This window comes from Thermoanaerobacterium butyriciformans (genome assembly GCF_017874545.1).
GTDB classification, from domain to species: Bacteria; Bacillota; Thermoanaerobacteria; order Thermoanaerobacterales; family Thermoanaerobacteraceae; genus Thermoanaerobacterium; species Thermoanaerobacterium butyriciformans.
This window is the reverse complement of sequence record NZ_JAGGLT010000005.1, coordinates 41,924-63,419: the sequence shown is the minus strand read 5'-3', so window position 1 is coordinate 63,419 and position 21,496 is coordinate 41,924. Positions and strand designations below refer to the sequence as shown.

General features: G+C 34.5%; 16 protein-coding genes, 8 tRNA genes and 1 pseudogene. 24 read left to right on the top strand and 1 reads right to left on the bottom strand.

Annotation, left to right across the window (positions count from 1 at the left end; all coding sequences use genetic code 11):
* Position 1: 1 nt before the first annotated feature.
* From gatC to J2Z80_RS03070, 24 genes and pseudogenes are all read left to right on the top strand, one after another.
* Positions 2-289 (top strand): Asp-tRNA(Asn)/Glu-tRNA(Gln) amidotransferase subunit GatC, encoded by a 288-nt coding sequence (gene gatC / locus J2Z80_RS03185; RefSeq protein ID WP_209453093.1) that lies wholly within the window; start codon positions 2-4, stop codon positions 287-289.
* 10 nt (positions 290-299) lie between these two features.
* Entirely contained in the window at positions 300-1,769 is a 1,470-nt protein-coding gene (gatA, locus tag J2Z80_RS03180; RefSeq protein WP_209453092.1) for an Asp-tRNA(Asn)/Glu-tRNA(Gln) amidotransferase subunit GatA, read from the top strand.
* Complete coding sequence (gene gatB / locus J2Z80_RS03175) at positions 1,769-3,199, top strand: Asp-tRNA(Asn)/Glu-tRNA(Gln) amidotransferase subunit GatB (RefSeq protein ID WP_209453091.1); 1,431 nt, start codon at positions 1,769-1,771, stop codon at positions 3,197-3,199. The genes gatA and gatB overlap by 1 nt, the downstream gene beginning before the upstream one ends.
* A 368-nt stretch (positions 3,200-3,567) precedes the next feature.
* The gene (locus J2Z80_RS03170) at positions 3,568-5,247 is read left to right on the top strand and encodes a peptide ABC transporter substrate-binding protein (protein ID WP_209453090.1); all 1,680 of its coding nucleotides are present in this window, start codon (positions 3,568-3,570) and stop codon (positions 5,245-5,247) included.
* A 472-nt stretch (positions 5,248-5,719) separates the two neighbouring features.
* Positions 5,720-7,360 carry a peptide ABC transporter substrate-binding protein gene (locus tag J2Z80_RS03165; protein WP_209453089.1) on the top strand — a complete coding sequence of 547 codons (1,641 nt, stop codon included), beginning with the start codon at positions 5,720-5,722 and terminating at the stop codon, positions 7,358-7,360.
* Positions 7,361-7,454: 94 nt separating this feature from the next.
* Positions 7,455-8,384, top strand: coding sequence for an ABC transporter permease (locus tag J2Z80_RS03160; RefSeq protein WP_209453088.1), 930 nt, complete (start codon positions 7,455-7,457; stop codon positions 8,382-8,384).
* A 1-nt stretch (position 8,385) separates the two neighbouring features.
* Positions 8,386-9,303, top strand: a complete 918-nt coding sequence (locus J2Z80_RS03155; RefSeq protein ID WP_209453087.1) for an ABC transporter permease — start codon at positions 8,386-8,388, stop codon at positions 9,301-9,303.
* A gap of 14 nt (positions 9,304-9,317) precedes the next feature.
* Positions 9,318-10,352, top strand: coding sequence for an ABC transporter ATP-binding protein (locus J2Z80_RS03150; protein ID WP_245301119.1), 1,035 nt, complete (start codon positions 9,318-9,320; stop codon positions 10,350-10,352).
* On the top strand, positions 10,342-11,301 hold the full coding sequence (locus J2Z80_RS03145) for an ABC transporter ATP-binding protein (RefSeq protein ID WP_209453085.1): 960 nt from the start codon (positions 10,342-10,344) through the stop codon (positions 11,299-11,301). Before J2Z80_RS03150 ends, J2Z80_RS03145 begins: the two co-directional genes overlap by 11 nt.
* Before the next feature lie 61 nt (positions 11,302-11,362).
* On the top strand, positions 11,363-12,940 hold the full coding sequence (locus J2Z80_RS03140; RefSeq protein ID WP_209453084.1) for a hypothetical protein: 1,578 nt from the start codon (positions 11,363-11,365) through the stop codon (positions 12,938-12,940).
* Between the two features lie 366 nt (positions 12,941-13,306).
* Complete coding sequence (locus J2Z80_RS03135) at positions 13,307-15,061, top strand: N-acetylmuramoyl-L-alanine amidase (protein ID WP_209453083.1); 1,755 nt, start codon at positions 13,307-13,309, stop codon at positions 15,059-15,061.
* Positions 15,062-15,207: 146 nt separating this feature from the next.
* Positions 15,208-15,987: a ribonuclease PH gene (gene rph, locus J2Z80_RS03130; RefSeq protein WP_209453082.1), complete on the top strand. Its 780-nt coding sequence runs from the start codon at positions 15,208-15,210 to the stop codon at positions 15,985-15,987.
* Positions 15,953-16,549 carry an XTP/dITP diphosphatase gene (locus J2Z80_RS03125; RefSeq protein ID WP_209453081.1) on the top strand — a complete coding sequence of 199 codons (597 nt, stop codon included), beginning with the start codon at positions 15,953-15,955 and terminating at the stop codon, positions 16,547-16,549. Before rph ends, J2Z80_RS03125 begins: the two co-directional genes overlap by 35 nt.
* Positions 16,546-17,067 (top strand): metallophosphoesterase, encoded by a 522-nt coding sequence (locus J2Z80_RS03120; protein WP_209453080.1) that lies wholly within the window; start codon positions 16,546-16,548, stop codon positions 17,065-17,067. The genes J2Z80_RS03125 and J2Z80_RS03120 overlap by 4 nt, the downstream gene beginning before the upstream one ends.
* An 86-nt stretch (positions 17,068-17,153) precedes the next feature.
* Positions 17,154-17,227, top strand: a tRNA-Gly gene (locus J2Z80_RS03115).
* Positions 17,228-17,231: 4 nt separating this feature from the next.
* Positions 17,232-17,308: transfer RNA gene (locus J2Z80_RS03110), tRNA-Arg, on the top strand.
* 33 nt (positions 17,309-17,341) lie between these two features.
* A tRNA-His gene (locus tag J2Z80_RS03105) sits at positions 17,342-17,418 on the top strand.
* Between the two features lie 4 nt (positions 17,419-17,422).
* A tRNA-Gln gene (locus J2Z80_RS03100) sits at positions 17,423-17,498 on the top strand.
* Between the two features lie 4 nt (positions 17,499-17,502).
* Positions 17,503-17,575 (top strand) — tRNA-Lys (locus J2Z80_RS03095).
* Between the two features lie 49 nt (positions 17,576-17,624).
* Positions 17,625-17,711: transfer RNA gene (locus J2Z80_RS03090), tRNA-Leu, on the top strand.
* Between the two features lie 9 nt (positions 17,712-17,720).
* Positions 17,721-17,796, top strand: a tRNA-Gly gene (locus J2Z80_RS03085).
* Positions 17,797-17,804: 8 nt separating this feature from the next.
* A tRNA-Lys gene (locus J2Z80_RS03080) sits at positions 17,805-17,877 on the top strand.
* 333 nt (positions 17,878-18,210) lie between these two features.
* Positions 18,211-18,945, top strand: a pseudogene (locus tag J2Z80_RS03075) (glycerophosphodiester phosphodiesterase).
* Between the two features lie 274 nt (positions 18,946-19,219).
* The gene (locus tag J2Z80_RS03070) at positions 19,220-19,900 is read left to right on the top strand and encodes an MFS transporter (protein WP_245301117.1); all 681 of its coding nucleotides are present in this window, start codon (positions 19,220-19,222) and stop codon (positions 19,898-19,900) included.
* A gap of 123 nt (positions 19,901-20,023) precedes the next feature.
* Here J2Z80_RS03070 and J2Z80_RS03065 read toward each other — a convergent pair whose 3' ends face one another.
* Positions 20,024-21,496: a methyl-accepting chemotaxis protein gene (locus J2Z80_RS03065; protein WP_209453078.1), complete on the bottom strand. Its 1,473-nt coding sequence runs from the start codon at positions 21,494-21,496 to the stop codon at positions 20,024-20,026.

Below are 21,496 nucleotides of genomic sequence, written 5' to 3'. Positions count from 1 at the left end.
TATGTCAATAACAAAAGACGAGGTTATCCACGTCGCAAAGCTGGCTAGGCTTAAGTTTACTGATGAAGAATTGGAGATGTATTCACATCAGCTTGATAACATCATAAAATATGTAGACAAGCTAAATGAATTAAATACAGACGATGTTGAACCTACGGCCCATATTGTGCCAATCAGTAATGTTTTTCGTGAAGATGAAGTTATGCCTTCGATGGACAGGGAAAAAATCTTGATGAATGCGAAAGAAAAAGAAGATGGATGCTTTAAAGTACCAAAGATAATTGAGTGAGGTGGGTTGAATGGAATTACATGAATTAAAAATACATGAGCTGCATGAACTTCTTAAAAATAAGGAAGTAAGTGCTGTAGATGTAACTAAAGCGTATTTAGAAAGGATCAAGGAAGTTGAGCCACAAGTTGATGCGCTTATTTCTATTACGGAAGAATATGCATTAAAAAAAGCAGAAGAAGCAGATAAGATGATCCAGGATGGTAACATAAACGATCTAACAGGAATACCTGTGATTATAAAAGACAATATGTGCACAGAAAACATAAGAACTACTTGTGCATCGAAAATGCTGGAGGATTTTGTACCACCTTATAATGCAACAGTAGTCGAGAATCTTAGCAATCTTGGTGCTGTCATGGTAGGAAAAGCCAATCTAGATGAATTTGCAATGGGCTCATCTACTGAAAATTCTGCTTTTAAGACTACGAAGAATCCTTGGGATTTGTCTAGAGTACCTGGAGGTTCATCAGGTGGTTCTGCTGCATCTGTTGCTGCAGATGAATGTGCGTTTTCACTTGGGTCTGATACAGGTGGATCTATCAGGCAACCTGCATCTCTTTGTGGTGTTGTTGGAATGAAGCCTACATATGGCCTTGTATCAAGGTATGGTCTTGTTGCATTTGCGTCTTCTCTAGATCAAATAGGACCGCTTACAAAGGATGTTACAGACTGCGCAATAGTGCTAAATGCCATTGCTGGGCACGATCCAAAGGATTCTACATCTGTTGATAAGATGAGAAAGAAAGACTATAAAGAATTTTTAAAAGAAGATATTAAAGGCATTAGGATAGGATATGCTAAAGAATTTTTTGGAGAAGGACTGGATGACGGTGTCAGAGAATCTATCGAGTCGTCTTTAAAGATATTTGAAAGTTTAGGTGCCGAAATAAAAGAGATAAGCCTTCCTTATCTTGATTATGCACTTGCTGCGTATTACATAGTTTCATCTGCTGAAGCAAGTTCAAATTTGGCTAGGTATGATGGCATAAGGTATGGGCATGTGGCGACAAATTATGAAGATCTTATAGATATGTATATGGTATCCAGAAGTGAAGGATTTGGCAAGGAAGTAAAGAGAAGAATCATGCTGGGCACCTATGCTTTAAGTTCTGGATACTATGATGCTTACTACAATAAAGCATTAAAAGTAAGAACTCTCATAAAAAAAGATTATGAAAAAGCATTTGAAGATGTAGATGTCATTGTTGGACCAACATCTCCTACAACTGCATTTAAGATAGGGGAGAGGGTTGAAGATCCATTGGCAATGTATCTTGCAGATGTATATACAGTTCCGGTAAATATTGCGGGGCTTCCTGGTTTATCCCTTCCGTGTGGTCTATCAAATGATTTGCCAGTTGGTCTTCAGATTGTTGGAAGACATTTTGACGAAGGAATAGTATTGAATGCAGCGTACGCATTTGAAAAAGCTTGCAATTTTAACGCAAAACCAAGTTTCAAAGGTGGTGCTAAATAATGAATTACGAAGCTGTTATAGGTCTCGAAGTACATGCTGAGCTTCTTACAAAGACGAAGATTTTTTGCAGTTGTACTACGGAATTTGGCGGTGAACCTAATACACATGTTTGTCCTGTGTGCCTAGGACTACCAGGTACTTTGCCTGTTTTAAATAAAAAAGTAGTAGAGTATGCCGTAAAGGCAGGACTTGCCTTAAACTGCGAAATATCCAAATTTAGTAAAATGGATAGAAAAAATTATTTTTATCCAGATTTGCCGAAAGCGTATCAGATTTCACAGTATGACCTTCCTTTGTGCAAAAACGGATATGTGGAGATTGAAACATCGGACGGTGTTAAAAAGAAAATCGGGTTAACAAGGATACATATTGAAGAAGACGCAGGTAAATTAATGCATGAAAACATTGATGGCTCTTTAGTAGATTACAACAGAACTGGTGTCCCACTTATAGAGATAGTGTCTGAGCCTGATATGAGGACGCCAGAAGAAGCTTATCTTTATTTGACGAAGCTTAAAAGCGTTCTTGAGTATTCAGAAGTATCAGACTGCAAAATGCAGGAAGGTTCTCTCAGAGTCGATACAAATGTATCGGTGCGACCTGTAGGCAGCAATGAATTTGGAACGAAAATCGAGCTTAAAAACCTTAATTCATTTAAAGCTGTTCAAAGGGCATTAGAATACGAAATTAAAAGGCAGATAAAGCTAATTGAGAATGGAGAGAAAATTGTGCAGGAAACTCGCCGTTGGAATGAGCAGAAAGGCGTTACAGAGTCTATGCGTTCAAAAGAAGAAGCACATGACTATAGGTATTTCCCAGAACCTGATCTCGTACCTATAATAGTATCTGATGAATGGAAAGAAGAGATAAGAAAATCGCTTCCAGAAATGCCTGAGCATAAGAAGGAAAGGTTTGTTTCTCAATATGGAATTCCAGAGTATGATGCATCCATAATAACATCATCAAAGCCATTGGCTGATTTCTTTGAAAAGTGCGCTTTGGAGTACTCATCAGCAAAGACGATAAGCAATTGGATAATGGGGGAAATGATGAGGCTTTTAAAGGATACTGGAAAAGAAATTGATGAAGTGCCGATTAAGCCACACCAGATGGCTTCTCTTCTAAACCTTATAGATAATGGTACAATAACCGGATCGATTGCTAAGACTGTATTTGAGGAAATGTTTATGACAGGTAAGAATCCAGATGATATCGTAGAGGAGAAAGGCCTAAAACAGTTAAGCAACGAGGATGAGTTGAGAGAAATTGCTGTAAAAGTCATAAAAGACAATCCTAAGTCTGTTGAAGATTATAAAAATGGCAAAGAAAAAGCATTAGGCTTCCTTGTAGGGCAAATGATGAAAGCTACTAAAGGCAAAGCAAATCCGCAACTGGCAAATAAACTTTTGAGGGAAGAACTTTCAAAGTAACTTTCAAAGTAAATATTACTATTTTTAAAAAACAGGCATACAATATTAATGGTATTGTATGCCTGTTAAATTTAGTATAATTTCAGAATATACTAAAAAATACAAGATAGTAATAGTATATAAACAATTTTCACTGAATTTTTAATATATACTTGTTTGGCAAAACACATGGTGATATAATAAGTAAAAATCATTGTAGACTGTTTAAGCCATTACAATCTTTAAACTTCAGAATTGTACTACAAAGTTTGGTACAGTATTAGCTGCAGTCAAAATGTTATTTTCATATATAGCTGGGGGTGAGAGATGAGAACTTTTGGGGGGAAGTTGAGTTTTTAAACCACATTTTTATTAGGGAGGAATTTTTGATGAAAAGAAGAAATTGGTTAGCATTATTGTTAACATTGGTATTAGCTCTGTCGGCACTTTTGGCAGGGTGCTCAGCAAATAATAATGGAACACAAAGCAAAAGTAATAGTGATACAAGCAACCAAACAGCAAAAGCTGATGAGCAAGTTATAAATCTAAATTTAAGAGCTGATCCACCTAACTTAAATCCTTTCACTTCTACAGATATGGCATCATTTGACGTTTTAAATGATGTCTTAGATGGCTTAGTAAGGTATGATAAAAATGGAGAAATCAAGCCGGGTTCAGGTCTTGCAAAGAGCTGGGACATATCAAGTGATGGTCTCACTTATACATTCCACTTGAAAGATGGGATAAAGTGGAGCGATGGAAATCCAATAACAGCGCAAGATTTTGAGTATTCTTGGAAAAAAGTTTTAGATCCTAAGACAGCATCACAATATGCGTATCAATTTTTTTACATCCAAGGTGCTGAAGAATACAACTCAGGAAATGGCACGGCAGACCAAGTAGGGATAAAAGCACTTGATGATAAGACATTACAAGTTAAGTTAAAATCGCCGGCACCGCAATTTTTAGGTCTTACTGCATTTGGAACTTATTTGCCGCAGGAAAAGTCCTTTGTTGAAAAAATAGGCGTTGATAAACTGGGTAGCAGTCCTGATACATTAGTCTACAGTGGTCCCTTTGTGATTAAAGAGTGGAACCACGATCAAAGCGTTGTGTTAGAGAAAAATCCGAATTATTGGGATAAAGACAGTGTCAAGCTAGAAAAAGTTAACTTTTTAATAATAAAAGATGCAAATACACAGGCACAAAACTACGACAATGGAACACTGGATCAGATGCGCGTGCCCAGTGATTTGATGGAGAAGTATAAAAATACAAAGGAATTTTCAGTAAAGCCTGTTGCAGGAAATTGGTATATACAATTCAATGATAAAAAAGGAATATTTAAAAATGTAAACATAAGAAAAGCATTTACATTGGCAATTAATAGGAAGGCATTTACAGAGCAAGTTCTTAAAGATGGTTCAATTCCAGCGATGTCTATTATTCCACCTGGTGTTCCGGGATATAACAATGAAGATTTTATAAAACAAGATGGTGCACCATTCTTTAAAGATAATGATGTACAGGCTGCAAAAGATTATTTGAATAAAGGGCTTAAAGAGCTTGGTTTAACGAAATTGCCGACCATAACATTTACTGCAGATGATACGACTGGTGCAAAAAAGGCGTCTGAGGCGCTTCAACAAATGTGGAAGCAAAACCTTGGCGCAGATGTACAGCTAAAGAATGAAGCATTTAAGATAAGAATTGATGATATGAATAAAGGAAATTTCGATATGGTATTGGCAGGATGGAGTGCAGATTACAATGATCCAATGACTTTCCTTGATATGTGGGAGACAGACAATGGCAATAACACTGCATTCTATAGTAATCCTGAATATGATAAGCTAATTGATCAAGCGAAGGTAACTGGGGACTTAAAACAAAGAAATGATTATATGATTCAAGCAGAAAAGATAGCAATGGATGACATGGCAATAGGTCCACTATACTTTCAAGCGTATGCATTGGTCACAAAGAGCTATGTGAAGGACTTGATTGTTCCTACATTTGGAACTGAGTGGGAACTTAAGTGGACATATATAGAGGGCAAAAACAAATAAAAATAATTATGATGCAAAGCACCGGGGCTTTTTTCCCCCGGTTTTTGCATGTTTAAAAATATTCTTGAAATTACAACTATATTTTAATTTATTCTAAAAAATTGCCGAAATAAATCGAAATATTGAGATTGATTATTAATGGTGTTATACTAATAAAGTATGTAGTTTATAAATAACGATATTTTAGATAAAATTAATTGTGTTAATTTTGTATTGTTCAAAAAAGTTTTATAATTTTAAAAATATTTAATTTGATTATTTTTAAAATTACAGCATTCGAGTCAGTATATTAATAGCGTAAAATTTTGTTATTGATTATTGTTTTTAAATGTTATAAAATTTATATATCTTAAAAATTCAATTATCATATAAATCAAAAAATACTATTTACAGGAGGTGTAGTTTATTAGCATAGCCGGGGGGCGATAGCTAAATTTATTTTAATTTTTATTTTATATTAGGAGGAGAAATGATGAAAGGACAAAAGAAGATAGTCATAATTGGTTTAGTTTTATTAATGGCACTGAGTGCAGTACTAGCAGGTTGTGGGGGGAGTGCTTCAAACAGTGCATCAAATAGAGGAAACGATAAACAAGTATTGAATCTTAATTTAACTCAAGAACCACCTACACTTGATCCGCAAAAGGCGACAGATGTGGTTTCTATTGATATATTGACAGAAGTATTAGATGGTTTGACAAGGTATGACAAGGATGGAAAAATAAAACCCGGTTCTGGTCTTGCAAAGAGCTGGGATATTTCAAATGATGGACTAACGTATACATTTCACTTAAGAGATGCAAAATGGAGCGATGGAAATCCAATAACAGCAGAGGATTTTGAATACGCTTGGAAAAGAGCATTGGATCCTAATACAGCTTCACAATACGCATATCAACTTTTCTATATAAAAGGTGCAGAAGAATATAATTCAGGGAAAGGCAGTGCCGATCAGGTAGCTGTGAAAGCACTTGACGACAAGACTTTGCAAGTCACATTGAAAGCTCCTACACCACAATTTCTAGGTCTTACTTCATTTGTAACATATCTGCCATTAGAAAAATCAGTCTATGAAAAATATGGTGATAAGGTTGGCGCAGATCCAGATAAATTAGTATACAGCGGCCCGTTCATCATTAGCCAATGGAATCATGAGCAGAGCATAACTTTAAAGAAGAACAAAGATTATTGGGATAGCAGCAGTGTAAAATTGCAGACTGTTAATTTTTCAATGATAAAAGACAATAATACTTTAGTTCAGAACTATGACAACAGTACGCTTGATTCCATATTTGTACCAGGTGATTATATTGACAAATACAAAAATTCCAGCGAGTACAACGATAAGGCATTAGCAACTAACTGGTACGTGCAGTTTAATACGAAGAGTCCTGTATTCAAAAATGCAGATATCAGAAAGGCATTTACTCTTGCCATTGACAGGAAAGCATTTGTTGAGCATGTAACGAAAGATGGTTCTATACCTGCAGAAGCAGTTGTTCCACCAGGCATTCCGGGTTATAATGGAGATTTTAGAAAAGAAGCAGGTGAGACGTATTTTAAAGACAATGATGTTGCACAGGCTAAGGAATTATTGAAAAAGGGAATGTCTGAGCTTGGCATAAGCAAACTTCCTACGATTACTTTACTTGGCGATGATACAGATAACGCGAAAAAGTATGATCAAGCACTTCAGCAGATGTGGAAACAAAATCTTGGAGTAAATGTGCAGATTCAAAATGTAGCATTTAAAGTAAGGATAGATATGATGAACAAGGGAAATTATGATATGGTGTTTGCAGGATGGGGTGCTGACTACAACGATCCATTGACATTCTTAGACATGTGGGAAACAAACAATGGAAATAATACAGCATTTTATAGCAATCCTGAATATGACAAGCTTATTGATGAGGCGAAAGTCAATGGAGATTTAAAAGCAAGAAACGAGCAGCTTATACAAGCTGAAAAAATTTTAATGAATGATATGCCTATAGGACCTGTGTATTTCCAAGCAAGGGCATTTGTTGTAAAACCTTATGTGAAAGATCTGTATTTCCCGACATTTGGTTCAGATTGGGAATTTAAGTGGGCATATATCCAAAATGATTAGTGATTCAAGAATATAATATATGTCTTGATGGACTTATGGTATATATGGGTAACCCATATATACCATAAATAAATATTAATAGGGGGTGTTTTGGTTGCTTAATTATTCGTTAAAAAGATTTGTTTATATGTTGATTACTATTTGGGTAATCGTAACATTGACGTTTTTCTTAATGCACATGATACCAGGTGATCCGTTTACAAGCGAGAAAAAAGTACCAGAGCAAATTAGACAAAACATGTTAGCGAAATATCATCTTGACAAGCCCTTGATTGTACAGTATGGGTATTATCTAAATAATTTGATACATGGCGATTTAGGTATATCTTTGAAATATCTAAACAGGACAGTTGATGACATAATCAAACAATCTGCACCAGCATCGTTTCAACTTGGTATACAATCTATAATTTTGGGTGTTATTTTCGGCTTGCTTTTTGGTATTATTGCAGCATTAAAGCGAGGAGGCGGCTGGGATTATTTTTCTATGTTTCTCGCTATAATAGGTATCTCTGTTCCAAACTTCATTATAGCGACGCTTTTGCAGCTTTTATTAGCGTCAAAGCTAAGATGGCTACCAGTATCTGGATGGGGTTCATTTAAATATACTATATTGCCGTCTATTGCGTTGTCGTTTTCTACATTATCAATCATATCCCGTATGATGAGAACAAGCATGCTGGATGTGATTGGGCAAGATTATATAAAAACGGCTAAAGCAAAAGGGCTTTCTCAGCTTCAGATTATATGGAAACACATGGTTAGAAATGCAATTATGCCAGTTGTGACAGTATTAGGTCCATTGATTGCTGGTATCGTTACTGGAACGTTTGTAATTGAGCAAATTTTCAGCATACCAGGACTTGGAAAGTTCTTTGTTCAGAGTATATACGATGAAGATTATTCTATGATCTTAGGCACAACAATTTTTTACAGTGTAATTTTAGTAGTAATGATGTTTTTAGTTGACATTGCATATGGACTTATTGATCCTAGAGTAAGGCTGGCAAAAGGAGGAAAGTAAAATGGTGGATATAAGCAAGGATAAGTTTGAGATAATTGGTGCTAATGCTTCTGAAAGCCAGTCTATAGTAAGACCAAGTATTAGTTACTGGCAGGATGCATGGCGAAGGCTAAAAATGAATAAGGTTGCTATGGCTTCTTTAGTTTTTCTGATTTTTCTTGTTTTAATGGCTATATTTGGACCATACATGAGGCCGTTTGACTATGCACATCAAGACTTGTTTAACACAAATAAACCTTTTTCTAAAGTTCATTGGTTTGGCACAGACTATCTTGGAAGAGATTTATTTGTAAGAGTTTGGATGGGTGCTAGAGTATCATTATTTATAGGTGTCACAATTGCCTTTCTTGATGCGGTTATCGGCGTTACTTACGGTGGCATAGCAGGGTATTTTGGTGGTCAAGTAGATAATATAATGATGCGTATTGTAGATATACTTTATGGCATACCGTACTTGATACTTGTAATACTTTTGATGGTCGTCATGGGTCAAGGTTTGTGGACCATAATAACTGCGATGGTCATGACAGGCTGGGTAGGTATGGCCAGGATTGTTAGAGGCCAAGTACTGCAACTTAAAGAGCAGGAGTTTGTCTTGGCGGCCAAAACGCTTGGAGCAAGTCCTGGCAGAATAATATTAAGACATTTGATACCAAATGCATTGGGACCAATAATTGTTTCAATGACATTTGATGTTCCAAATGCTATTTTTTCTGAGGCTTTTTTGAGTTATATAGGCCTTGGCATAAGAGCACCACTTGCAAGTTGGGGTACTCTTGCAAATGATGCAACACAGGTTTTGCTTATGTATCCTATGCAGCTTTTTATACCTGGATTTTTTATAAGTGTTACAATGCTTGCGTTTAATATGCTTGGTGATGGTTTGAGAGATGCTCTCGACCCGAGACTTCGCCGCTAAAGGAGGTAATGAATTTGGGAGATAGAGAAGTATTGCTAGATGTACAAAATTTGGAGTATTCATTCGACACCTATGCAGGCGAAGTAAAAGCAGTTAGAGACGTTAGTTTCCAAGTAATGAAGGGTGAATCACTGGCAATTGTTGGTGAGTCTGGCTGTGGAAAATCTGTTACAATGCAAGCTGTGATGAGATTAAACCCAGAACCACCTGGCAGATTTAAAGCTGGCAAAATCATATTTGATGGTAGAGAGATTTCTAAGTTTAGTGAAAGACAGATGCAATCAATAAGAGGCTCAGAAATTGGTATGATATTTCAAGACCCTATGACGTCATTGAATCCTACGATGACGATAGGAAAACAGATTGCGGAAGTAATATTGAAGCATCAAAAGGTTTCTAAAGCTGAGGCGATGAAAAGGGCAAAAGAAATGCTTGATGTCGTTGGCATTCCTAATGCTGATAGAAGGATAAATCAATATCCACATGAATTTTCTGGTGGCATGAGGCAGAGGGCAATGATTGCTATTGCTTTGGCATGTAGGCCAAAGCTTCTCATTGCTGATGAGCCAACAACTGCACTTGATGTTACAATACAAGCACAAATACTTGATTTAATGAAAGATTTGCAGAGAGAGTTTAATACATCTATTATTATGATAACTCACGATTTAGGTGTTGTTGCCGATATAGCTGAGAGAATTATAGTCATGTATGCTGGCAAAATTATAGAGACAGGTACATCTGATGAGATATTTAAGCATCCACAGCATCCTTACACATGGGGACTTTTAAAATCTGTTCCAAGGCTTGATGCCCAGAACAAAGAAAAACTTGTTCCTATTGTTGGTACGCCTCCTGATTTATTTGCACCTCCAGTAGGGTGTCCATTTGCTGCTAGATGCAATTATGCAATGAAAATTTGTTACGAAGCTCAACCAGAGTATACAAATGAAACTGATTCACATAAGGTTGCCTGTTGGTTGAAGCATCCATATGCGCCAAAGGTGAAGAATCCTTTTGAAAAGGAGGCGTATACAAGTGAAGGATAATGTGATTTTGGAAGTTAAAAATTTGAAAAAATACTTTCACGTCAACGGTGGTATATTAAAGGCTGTTGATGATGTAAGTTTTAATATAAAAAGGGGCGAGACTTTAGGTCTTGTTGGTGAGTCTGGCTGCGGCAAGTCAACTACTGGAAGAACAGTTATAGGCCTTTATGAAGCAACAGGTGGCTCAGTTATATTTGATGATATACCTGTTCATAAGATGAACGACGAGACACGAAGAAAATTTGCTAGAAAGGCGCAGATGATTTTTCAGGATCCATATGCATCGCTAAATCCTCGTATGACTGTCGGTGATATAATAGGTGAAGGAATTGACATACATGGTTTATACACTGGTAAAGAGAGGAGAGAGAGAATATACAATCTCCTTGAACTGGTTGGATTAAACCGGGAGCATGCAAATAGGTTTCCACATGAGTTCTCAGGTGGACAAAGGCAAAGGATAGGCATAGCACGAGCAATGGCAATTGAGCCAGAATTCATTGTGTGCGATGAGCCAATATCTGCTCTTGATGTTTCTATACAGGCACAGATTGTGAATTTACTTATGAATTTACAAGAGGAAAAAGGTTTGACATACCTTTTTATTGCTCATGACTTAAGCATGGTAAGGCATATAAGCGATAGAGTTGCTGTCATGTATTTAGGTTCAATTGCAGAATTGACTCAAAGCGGTGAGTTGTATACAAATCCTTTGCATCCATATACACAAGCGCTTCTTTCTGCGGTGCCAATCCCTGATCCGGAAGTTGAAAGAAAGAGAGAAAGGATCATACTGGAAGGTGATGTACCAAGTCCAATTAATCCGCCGTCAGGGTGCAGATTTAGAACCAGGTGCAAATATGCGATGGATATTTGCAGCGAAGTTACACCACCACTAAAAGAAGTAGGCAGCGGCCATTTTGTAGCATGCCATTTATTTGATAAATAAGAGCACTCAAAAGAGTGCTTTTTTTGTAATCATAAAACTTATTTAATAAGGTTGTGATGATATGAATATTCGCAAATTAGTAGCTGTATTGCTGATAATTGCAACTATAGTTTTACTTATATTATACAATTATGAAAGATATTTAAAATCTTTTTCCCAATCTCCATCTAAAGAATGGAGTAGAGATATGAAAATTGCCTCAAGAGATTTTAACAGAGGCACATACATATTTTTAAACAACAGTAAAATTTATGCAGCTTTACCAAAGGTGAATAAAATCGAATTGATAGATATAAGCAATCCAAGTAAAATTTTAATTAAAGATATAGATATAAACGGAATTGATGAATCAAATGTAAAAGAAATTAATTATTGTAATGGTAGATTTTATATTATAAAAGATAATGTACTTATGTCTGTTGGCATTGATGGCAGCAATTTTATTAATTATGGAATTAATGCTGATGGTTTTAAAATAGTTGATGACAGATTGATTACTTTCAACAGTAGGAAAGTAAATGTATATAAGATATTTAATGATAAATTAGTGTTAGAAGGAAGTATTTCACAAATAGAAAATACTAAAGAGATTGATGCAGAAAAAATTAATGGAAAGTTATATATTGGACTACTAACAGGAATTAATTATGATAGAAGTATTTATTTATTAATGTATGAATCTGGGAGATGGAGCAATTTAAAGCCGGTTTACAATGTATCTGTTTCATCTTTTTCTGACATCAAAAATTTAAAAATTGCGTATGATGGTGGGATATACCTTTTTTACAATTTGACTTCAAAAAGCGATTCAACTTTGAAATACATCTATTACAATGATTCAAAAGTGTTAAAGGTTCAACCAAAAAATGTTGCGATAAACGTTGATGGAATTGGCACCGCAGATGATGTTGGAGATTTCGATGTTTTAGAAAGTGGTACAAATGTATATACAGTTTCATCTGTTGGTATAGAACTAACAAATTTTGGGACTACACCTATAAAATCGACAGAAATCATATATTCAAAATGGAAAAATGGAAAGATAGAATCATCAAAACTTGCTACGCGTACAAGGACGTGGGCAGGTATGCCGAAGATTTGCAGTACAAAATATGGCAATTTCATTACATGGATTGAGTCTGACGGTTTTGGAAGATATGATGTTTATGCATCATCAACAACATATGTATATAAAAATGTATTAAACAAAGTAAGACCAATAGATAAGCAATATGCACTTAGCACATTAATTCAAAAAAGTGCAGTATCATTGCTAATTGGCCTAATATTAGTATTGGCTTTATCATTACCTGCGTATGTATGGTTTGTGATGATAATGCTTTTTGAGCCAAAGAGATTTAAAAATGATAGTATTTTTTCATTTTACATTGGTACTATAGTATACATGATAATGAAATATTTCTTTTATCCTCCACATTCTGTAAAAATGAATTTAGATGCTGTATTCGGATCGTATAGTTTAATTGTCATACCTTTTATATTTACTTTGATATCACTGGGCTTTGTAAAAATTTATTATGGCAAAGGGAAATTTAATTCTAATTTCGGAGCATTTTCTTTTATGGTAATAATTGATGCCATCTTGACAAATCTGTTTTATGGGCCATTTTTTACATAACTTTATTTTTTTCTATAATTTGGACAATCAAAAAGATTTAGGCTGTCTTTGAATGTTGTACATTGAACACTGTTAATGTAATGCAGGGTGTTATCCGATACTTTATAAAGAGAACATTTTCCTTTTGAGCGATAGATGCAGTCTAATTTACAATAAGTATTTTGCATATTATCACCTCATTATTCATTTTTTAAGTGCGTATTAGTATTATTTGTTGCAATTATTGAATTTATAAATAACAAATTTTGCTAGATAAATGACTTAATAAAATTTTAATATGTTTGTAACTTGTCTGTAATATATGTATAATAATATATAAACATAATGAAAATTTTACCGATTTTTATATGCAAAGGGGGGAAAATGTTGAAGAAAGTCATAGTATTTTTTGCACTTTTGATATTGTTGTCTACACTTTGCATATCTGCCTATGCCTATAAAGCTAACATTGTTGTTGATAACAAAACTGTCAATTACAATGTACCAGATGTGTCAATAACTGTTAATGGCAATAAATTTGATACGGGAAAGAATCCTCCACTAATCATAGATAATAATACAATTGTTCCTCTTAGATCCATAAGTGAAGGGTTAGGGGAAAAAGTAGATTGGGATGGTCCAACACAGACGGTGACTGTTACTACTAAAGACAAGGTTATTAAATTGTTTATAGGTAAGGATTATGCAACAATCAATAGTAATAAAGTTTCACTGTCAGCACCGGCAAGACTCATAAATAGGGATACTACTTATGTGCCTATGAGATTTTTATTTGAAAACTTAGGCTATGATGTAAAATGGATTGGAGACAAGTATCTTATCCAAGCCGCAAAAAAAGCTGATCCCCCTGCAGCAAATAATGTAAATATTACTAGTTTTACATCCACATATACAAATGGTACATATACAATTTCAGTAAAAGGTGATGGTCCTTTAACGTATACAAAAGGTTCTATCAATGATGATAGTAGTATAAGAATTTACTTTGATTTTAATAATGCTATAAATACTGTTACAAGCAAGCAGATAACGATTGACAAAAACGGACTTAATCTAGCTTATATTGGACAGAATAAATTGCAGCCTGCCATAACGAGGCTTGTTGTTAATATGGATTATTCTATGCCGTATACAATTACACAATCTCAGGATAAAAAAGAATTTAATATATCATTTAAAATTGGACAAAATAAAGTGTCAAATATAACAGCGGCGAAGGTTAATAATAATGATCAAATAATAATTAATACAGATGCAGATCATTTCAATCCATCAAGATATGGCGATAATAAAATTATTATTGATATTTCGGGATCAACTTTAAGTATGCCCGATGGGAAGCTAGCTGGAAATATTCCTTTTGATGGTAATGTTGTGACAGAAATAAAGTATTCCCAATTTGATTCAAATACAGTTAGAGTTGTAGCATATACAAACATAAAAGCAGATTTCAGTGTTAAATATACAGGGCAGGGTATAATGCTGACTGTTACAAAGCCGGATCCTAATAAAAAACAACTGGTGTATATTGATCCTGGGCATGGTGGATCTGATCCAGGCGCTATAGGTATTGATGGGATCCATGAGGCTGACATTAATCTTGCCATAGCTCTGAAATTAAAAACGCTTCTCGATAATGGTGGATACCGAACTATGATTTCAAGGACAACTGATACTGATGTTGGACTATATGATAGACCATATCAGGCTAATAATGAAGGTGCTGATGTTTTCGTCAGTATTCATTCAGATTCTTTTGGTTCACCATCTGCAAATGGTACGACGGTTTTGTACTATCCAAATGGGTACAATGGAGATACCAGAGATGAAAAAACATTTGCTCAAATAATACATGATAATTTGATGAAGCAAATAAGCACAAGCGACAGAGGGCTATCTGAAAGGCCAAAGCTTGTAGTGCTTAATCAGACTAAGATGCCTGCAGTTTTGATAGAAACGGGGTTTGTGACTAGTCCCACAGATGCTCAACTTTTAACAGATGATAATTTTCAATGGAAAGTCGCTCAAGGTATATATAATGGTATCGTGGATTATTTTGACAAGCTGTCAAACGGCATTATAAGCACGACAGTTTCTGATTCAGTATATAAAAGCAATTAAAACAGGCAAAAATATGCCTGTTTTTTTAATGAGCTTTCTTGTAAATTGCCTTAAAAGGTTTTAAAATAATATTATGGCTTACGCAATGGATAACAAAATTTAAACAGGGCAAAAATTATAGTATAAAATATAAAGGGGCTGAAGAAATGAAAAGAGTAGATGGCAGGGATCCAAAATCCTTAAGACCGATAAAGATTACTAGAAATTTTAACAGATACGCCGAAGGATCTGTTTTGATAGAAGTAGGGAATACAAAGGTTATATGTACAGCATCGATTGAAGATAAGGTACCGCCTTTCCAGAAAGGTACTGGAAAGGGGTGGATTACCAGCGAATATTCTATGATTCCGAGAGCTACAGAGACTAGAACACAAAGAGAGTCTACAAGAGGCAAACAATCCGGCCGGACGATGGAAATTCAAAGGCTTATAGGGAGAGCTTTAAGAGCTGTTGTGGACTTAGATGCGTTGGGTGAAAAGACCATTTGGATTGATTGTGATGTAATACAGGCAGATGGAGGAACAAGGACAGCTTCAATTACAGGTTCATTTGTTGCTCTCGTTGATGCAATGAATAAACTATTGCAAAAAGGTGTTATAAGTAAGATGCCAATTAAAAGTTTTGTGGCTGCAGTTAGTGTAGGCATAGTTGAGGATAACAAGTTACTTGATTTATGCTATTTAGAAGACTGTAATGCACATGTGGATATGAATATAGTAATGACTGACAAAGGTGAGTTTATAGAGATACAAGGGACGGGAGAAGGTGGGCCTTTTTCAAAAGATGATTTTACAGAGCTTTTAAGACTTGCTGAAGATGGCCTTAATAAAATTATTGAAATACAGAAAGAAGCACTGGGAGATATATCATTAAAAATTGGAGTTGAAGAAGATGAAAATAGTTGTAGCAACTCACAACAAGCATAAGGTAGATGAAATAAGAGAATTTTTCAAAGACGACTTTGAAGTATTGTCAGCGGATGATATTGGGTCATATGATGAAATAGAAGAAACAGGAGATACAATTGAGGAAAATGCACTTTTAAAGGCTAGATCTTTGGCAAATTTGACTGATAATATAGTAATTGCCGATGATACAGGCTTGTTTGTAGATTACTTAGATGGAAAACCAGGTGTATATTCCGCGAGATTTGCAGGTTTAAATGCAACATATGAAGATAACAATAGGAAACTTTTAAGACTTTTAGAAGGGGTACCAATTGAAAAAAGAAAAGCTACTTTTAGGACAGTTGTAGCATTGATTTACAAAGGTAGAGAAGCTATAATAGAAGGAAAAGTAGAAGGTACAATTCTTGATAGTCCAAGAGGTCAATTTGGCTTTGGATATGATCCAGTTTTCTTTGTAGATAAAGTAGGCAAAACTTTAGCTGAACTTACACTTGAAGAAAAAAACAAGGTAAGTCACAGGGCAGATGCTTTAAAAAAATTAAAAGATTATTTAAAAAATAATTTGGAGGATTTTAAATGAGGTTATTTGTTACAAGTGATACGCACGGTATGATACAATCTGTTAGAAATATTCTTAAAAATCTTAAAAACATTGATTATATAATACATTTAGGTGACTATTACAGAGATGCTATAGAGTTAAATAGAGAGTTTGGAATTCCTACCCTATACGTCTATGGCAATTGTGATTTTGGTGATAAAGAAAAATACGAGAAGATAATCGATATTGACGGTAGAAGAATATTATTGACACACGGCCACAAGTATTATGTAAAGTTTGAAAAGAGCATTATAATAGAAAAAGCAAGGGAATATGGTGTTGATGCAGTCTTCTATGGCCATACCCACGTGCCATTAGTATACAATGATGGCGATATGATTGTATTAAACCCTGGTAGCCCATCAATGCCTCGAGAAGGTTCATCTAGGACTGTGTCTATAGTAAACATTGAAAATGGCATCATTGTGCCACAGCTTCTAAATATAGACGATATGGAGCAGTGTATTGGGAACAAGAGAAGTGGTACAAAAAATTAATTTTTAGGTGTTGACAAAGATAAATATTCCTGATATAATTTAAAACTGTCAGAGCGATGAGGCACAAAGCAATGACAACTGTATATGCGGGTGTAGCTCAATGGTAGAGCCCCAGCCTTCCAAGCTGGTTACGTGGGTTCGATTCCCATCACCCGCTCCAATATGCGCCTGTAGCTCAGTTGGATAGAGCAACGGACTTCTAATCCGTGTGTCGGGAGTTCGAATCTCTTCAGGCGCACCATTTTTTGCGAAACATGCTGAAATTGATGATATGGTGGGTATAGTTCAGTTGGCTAGAGCGCCAGATTGTGGCTCTGGAGGTCGTGGGTTCGAATCCCACTACCCACCCCATTGATGGGATGTAGCCAAGTGGTAAGGCACCAGACTTTGACTCTGGCACTTCGTAGGTTCGAATCCTGCCATCCCAGCCACCATGACCCATTAGCTCAGTCGGCAGAGCACCTGCCTTTTAAGCAGGGTGTCCCGCGTTCGAATCGCGGATGGGTCATTAAGCAAAATAATAGTAATTTTTGAAAAGAGAACAATCTGGCGTTAATGCGGGAGTGGCGGAATTGGCAGACGCGCTAGATTCAGGTTCTAGTGCCAGTCATGGCATATGGGTTCAAGTCCCTTCTCCCGCACCATTATAACATGCGGACATAGCTCAGTTGGTAGAGCATCACCTTGCCAAGGTGAGGGTCGCGAGTTCGAGTCTCGTTGTCCGCTCCATACAACATGCGCCATTAGCTCAGTTGGTAGAGCAGCTGACTCTTAATCAGCGGGTCTGGGGTTCGAGTCCCTAATGGCGCACTGATTTTAAGACTTTTGAATATAAACTGTTAACGTGTTTGCTAACATAATAAATAAAACTAAATAGAATTATTTAATTATAATATAAAAGCTCAGGTAAAGATTTATTGCCTGAGTTTTTTTGCGTCTGAGTGGTAACTAAGCGGTAAAATTTGCTTCTTTATTTTTTATATCATTTTTGAAGGCTATTACAAATTAGCTTAATTAACGGTTTTTAGTTAATGACATAAAACAATACAAAACAAAAATATTAACATATAAATAACCACTAATTAATATAGTTTTAACATTGATGTAGTAATATTAAGAAAGATAAACCAAGGAGGCATATTTATGAAACCTTTAGTAATCGCTCATAGAGGAGATTCAAGAAATGCTCCAGAAAACACATTAATATCTTTTAAAAAAGCTTTAGAAATGGGAGTTGACGGTATTGAATTGGACGTGCAACTTACTAAGGATGGACAACTAGTAGTAATTCACGATGAAAGGGTAGACAGGACCACAGATGGAATTGGCTATGTTAAAGATTTTACTTTAAAAGAGCTTAAGATGTTGGATGCTGGCATAAAATTTGACAAGAAGTTTGCAGGGGAGAGAATACCAACACTTTTTGAGGTTTTTGAACTTATTAAATATAAAAATTTAATTGTAAATATAGAGATAAAAAGTGGAATTGTACTTTATCCAGGGATTGAAGAAAAGCTTATTAAAATGATAGATGGTTATGACTTTGAGAATAGAGTAATTATTTCTTCTTTTAATCATTATAGCTTAAGAGATGTAAAGAGAAAAGCACCGGAGTTTAAAATTGGGCTTCTTTATCAATGTGGGTTTGTGGAACCATGGCACATGGCACTACGAATAAAAGCTTATTCTTTGCATCCTTTTTATTTTAATATAATACCTGAATTAGTAGAGGGATGTAAAAAGAATAATATAAAATTATTTCCTTGGATCGTTAATGGGAAAAAGGACATGGAAATGATGGTATAGGCGGGTGTTGACGGAATTATCACTGACGATCCACAAACTTTGATAAATCTTTTAAATAAAAACAAACTATAATGCATTTTTTAAGTGAAAATGATAGTTTCTATAAACTTATAAACGTTACTACCTTGTCATACATTCGAAGTACTAGTCGAGTTAGTCAACATCCAACTTAGCTTGTCGGACAGAGGTGTCAGTCTTTCAAGTACGAGTTTTTAATCTCAAGGAGAGAAAGATAATACTCTATATAATAACTTAATTATACACTTTTCAGTATAATTTATCAGTTAAAAAAGATTAGAGGTTGCCTTTATAAACCTAAATATTATTATACAAGGAGAATAATAATATGTCCTCGAGATTGAATTATTTCAAAATATTTGATTTAGGCCTTGGTTTTATGGTAATTTCCATGATTTGGGCACCGTATAATGCCTATATGCCCATTTTTCTTGGTAATTTTACAAAAAGCAATACTTTAATTAGGTTTGTAATGAGTTGGGATAACATTGCTAACCTTTTTATACTTCCATTGTTTGGGGCTTTAAGCGATAATACGGAAACAAGAATAGGCAGACGAATGCCATATATACTTATAAACATGCCTCTTGCTGGTGTTTTATATGCTTTGATTCCACTTCGGACAAAACTTTTATCGCTTCTTGTTATAGATTTCCTGTTTAATATTGTTGTGGCTACGTATAGGACTCCTATGGTAGCTTTAATGCCAGATATTGTAGAAGAGGAACACAGAAGCAAAGCTAATGGAGTTATAAACTTTATGGGGGGCTTAGGCTCATTAATTATAGTTTTTGTTGGATCTCAGCTTTATAAAACAAACAAAGCATATCCTTTCTTTTTGTCAGGAATTTTGTCATTAATTATACCTATAATTTTGTTTTTAACAATTAAAGAATCTAAAATAGTTGTTAATAGAGAGAAAGAAAGACAAAGTATTTTAAAATTAAAACACTTTATAGCTGTGGTAAAAAATCAAAATAAAGAACCATTGCTATTATGGATTTTATAGGATTTAACAAGTTATTTTTAGCAGCGTCTATACATTTATTTATATCTTTTGGTTTTTTATGGATAATTGGTGAAAAATATAAAAAGGCAATGACATGAAAGTATTGTTTTTATGAATATAGTTTTATACATTTATACTCAAATCAGCGCCAATTACACCAATACACGATCCATTTTTATCGATTAATGGAATAGATACAGTTAAACATGGAACTTTTGTTATTGCAGATATATAAATTTCAGATATATATTCTTTGCCTGTGATACACTCCTTAAACCAATCCCTTACATTTGCATTTGCGATACCAGCAGGTGGATTTGAGTAAATAAACCTTCCTTTAATATCATTTGTCCATAGAGCTTCAATTTCTTTGTGATTATTTAAAAAATTGTCGAGTACTTTTTTATGAAAATCCTTATTCATTGAAAGGAATTTATCTGAAATTATTTCTTCCTTTATAGATTTTATCACAGAAGCTGCTGCATTTTTTATATTTTCTGAATTTGTCTGAATTATGTTTTTTATCTCATCGCTTTCAGACAATAATTTCAAATCATTTGATGCTTCTTTTAATTTATCACTTAGATTTAATATTTTTTCTGCATTTTCTTTTTGGTGATATATGGAATTATTCATGCCGTCAAAATTAGCTGATACTTCCTTTAATAAATCTTCCACATCTTGAATTCTTTTATCGATATTGTGAACATATTTATATTCATCTTCAGAAACATTTACAATTTTACTAATCATATTCATAATCATATTGTTATATTCTTCTATCATGTTCAAGCTTCTTTCTATGTTCATTGTACTATTTACGCTATCCTGAACATTGCTATAATTATCATTTGCTGATGTTTTAACACTTTCTATCTCATTATTTATTTTTTCAATTAGTGTAGCAATATCTGATACAGCTTTATTAGTATCTAAAGTTAATTTTCTAATACCATCTGCTATAACTCCAAAGCCATTGCCGTATTTGTCGGCTTTTGCAGACTCTATAGATGCGTTTAATGAAAGCAAATGAGTTTCCTTTGCTATCTTTTCAATTGATTTCAATATTTGGGAAATTTGTACTGATATTTTTGTAAGTTCATTAACTCGATTTAATGTTTCTTCTGTAGTTATAGAAATATTATTTATTTTATCTAAAACCAATCTAATCTCATTGAAACTTTCATCTACAAGCTTTCTAGACTGAATGCCAGTATTGTACATTTCTCCAGTAGTACTTTTAATATTTTCAAGCATTTCAACCAATTTCTTTATTTCTGCAATTGTATTTTTTATATTTTCATAACAAATTGAATTATTTGAAAATATCTCTTGCGATTCAGCATATAACTGTTGTGCGAAAGCATTATTTTCTTCCATGGTAATAGACAATTCTTCTGAAACCGAAAATATGCGGCTTGAAGCAACTTGCGTCTCAAAGATATATTTTACAAGCTTCTTTTTAATATTTGATATTGATATGAGTATATCTTTCATTATTCCTTTGAAATTAAAGTAGTTTTCATCCTCATTAAGCAGATTATTCGTATTTATAATGTTTAACAACTTCAATAATTTTCTGTTTTTGTATATCAT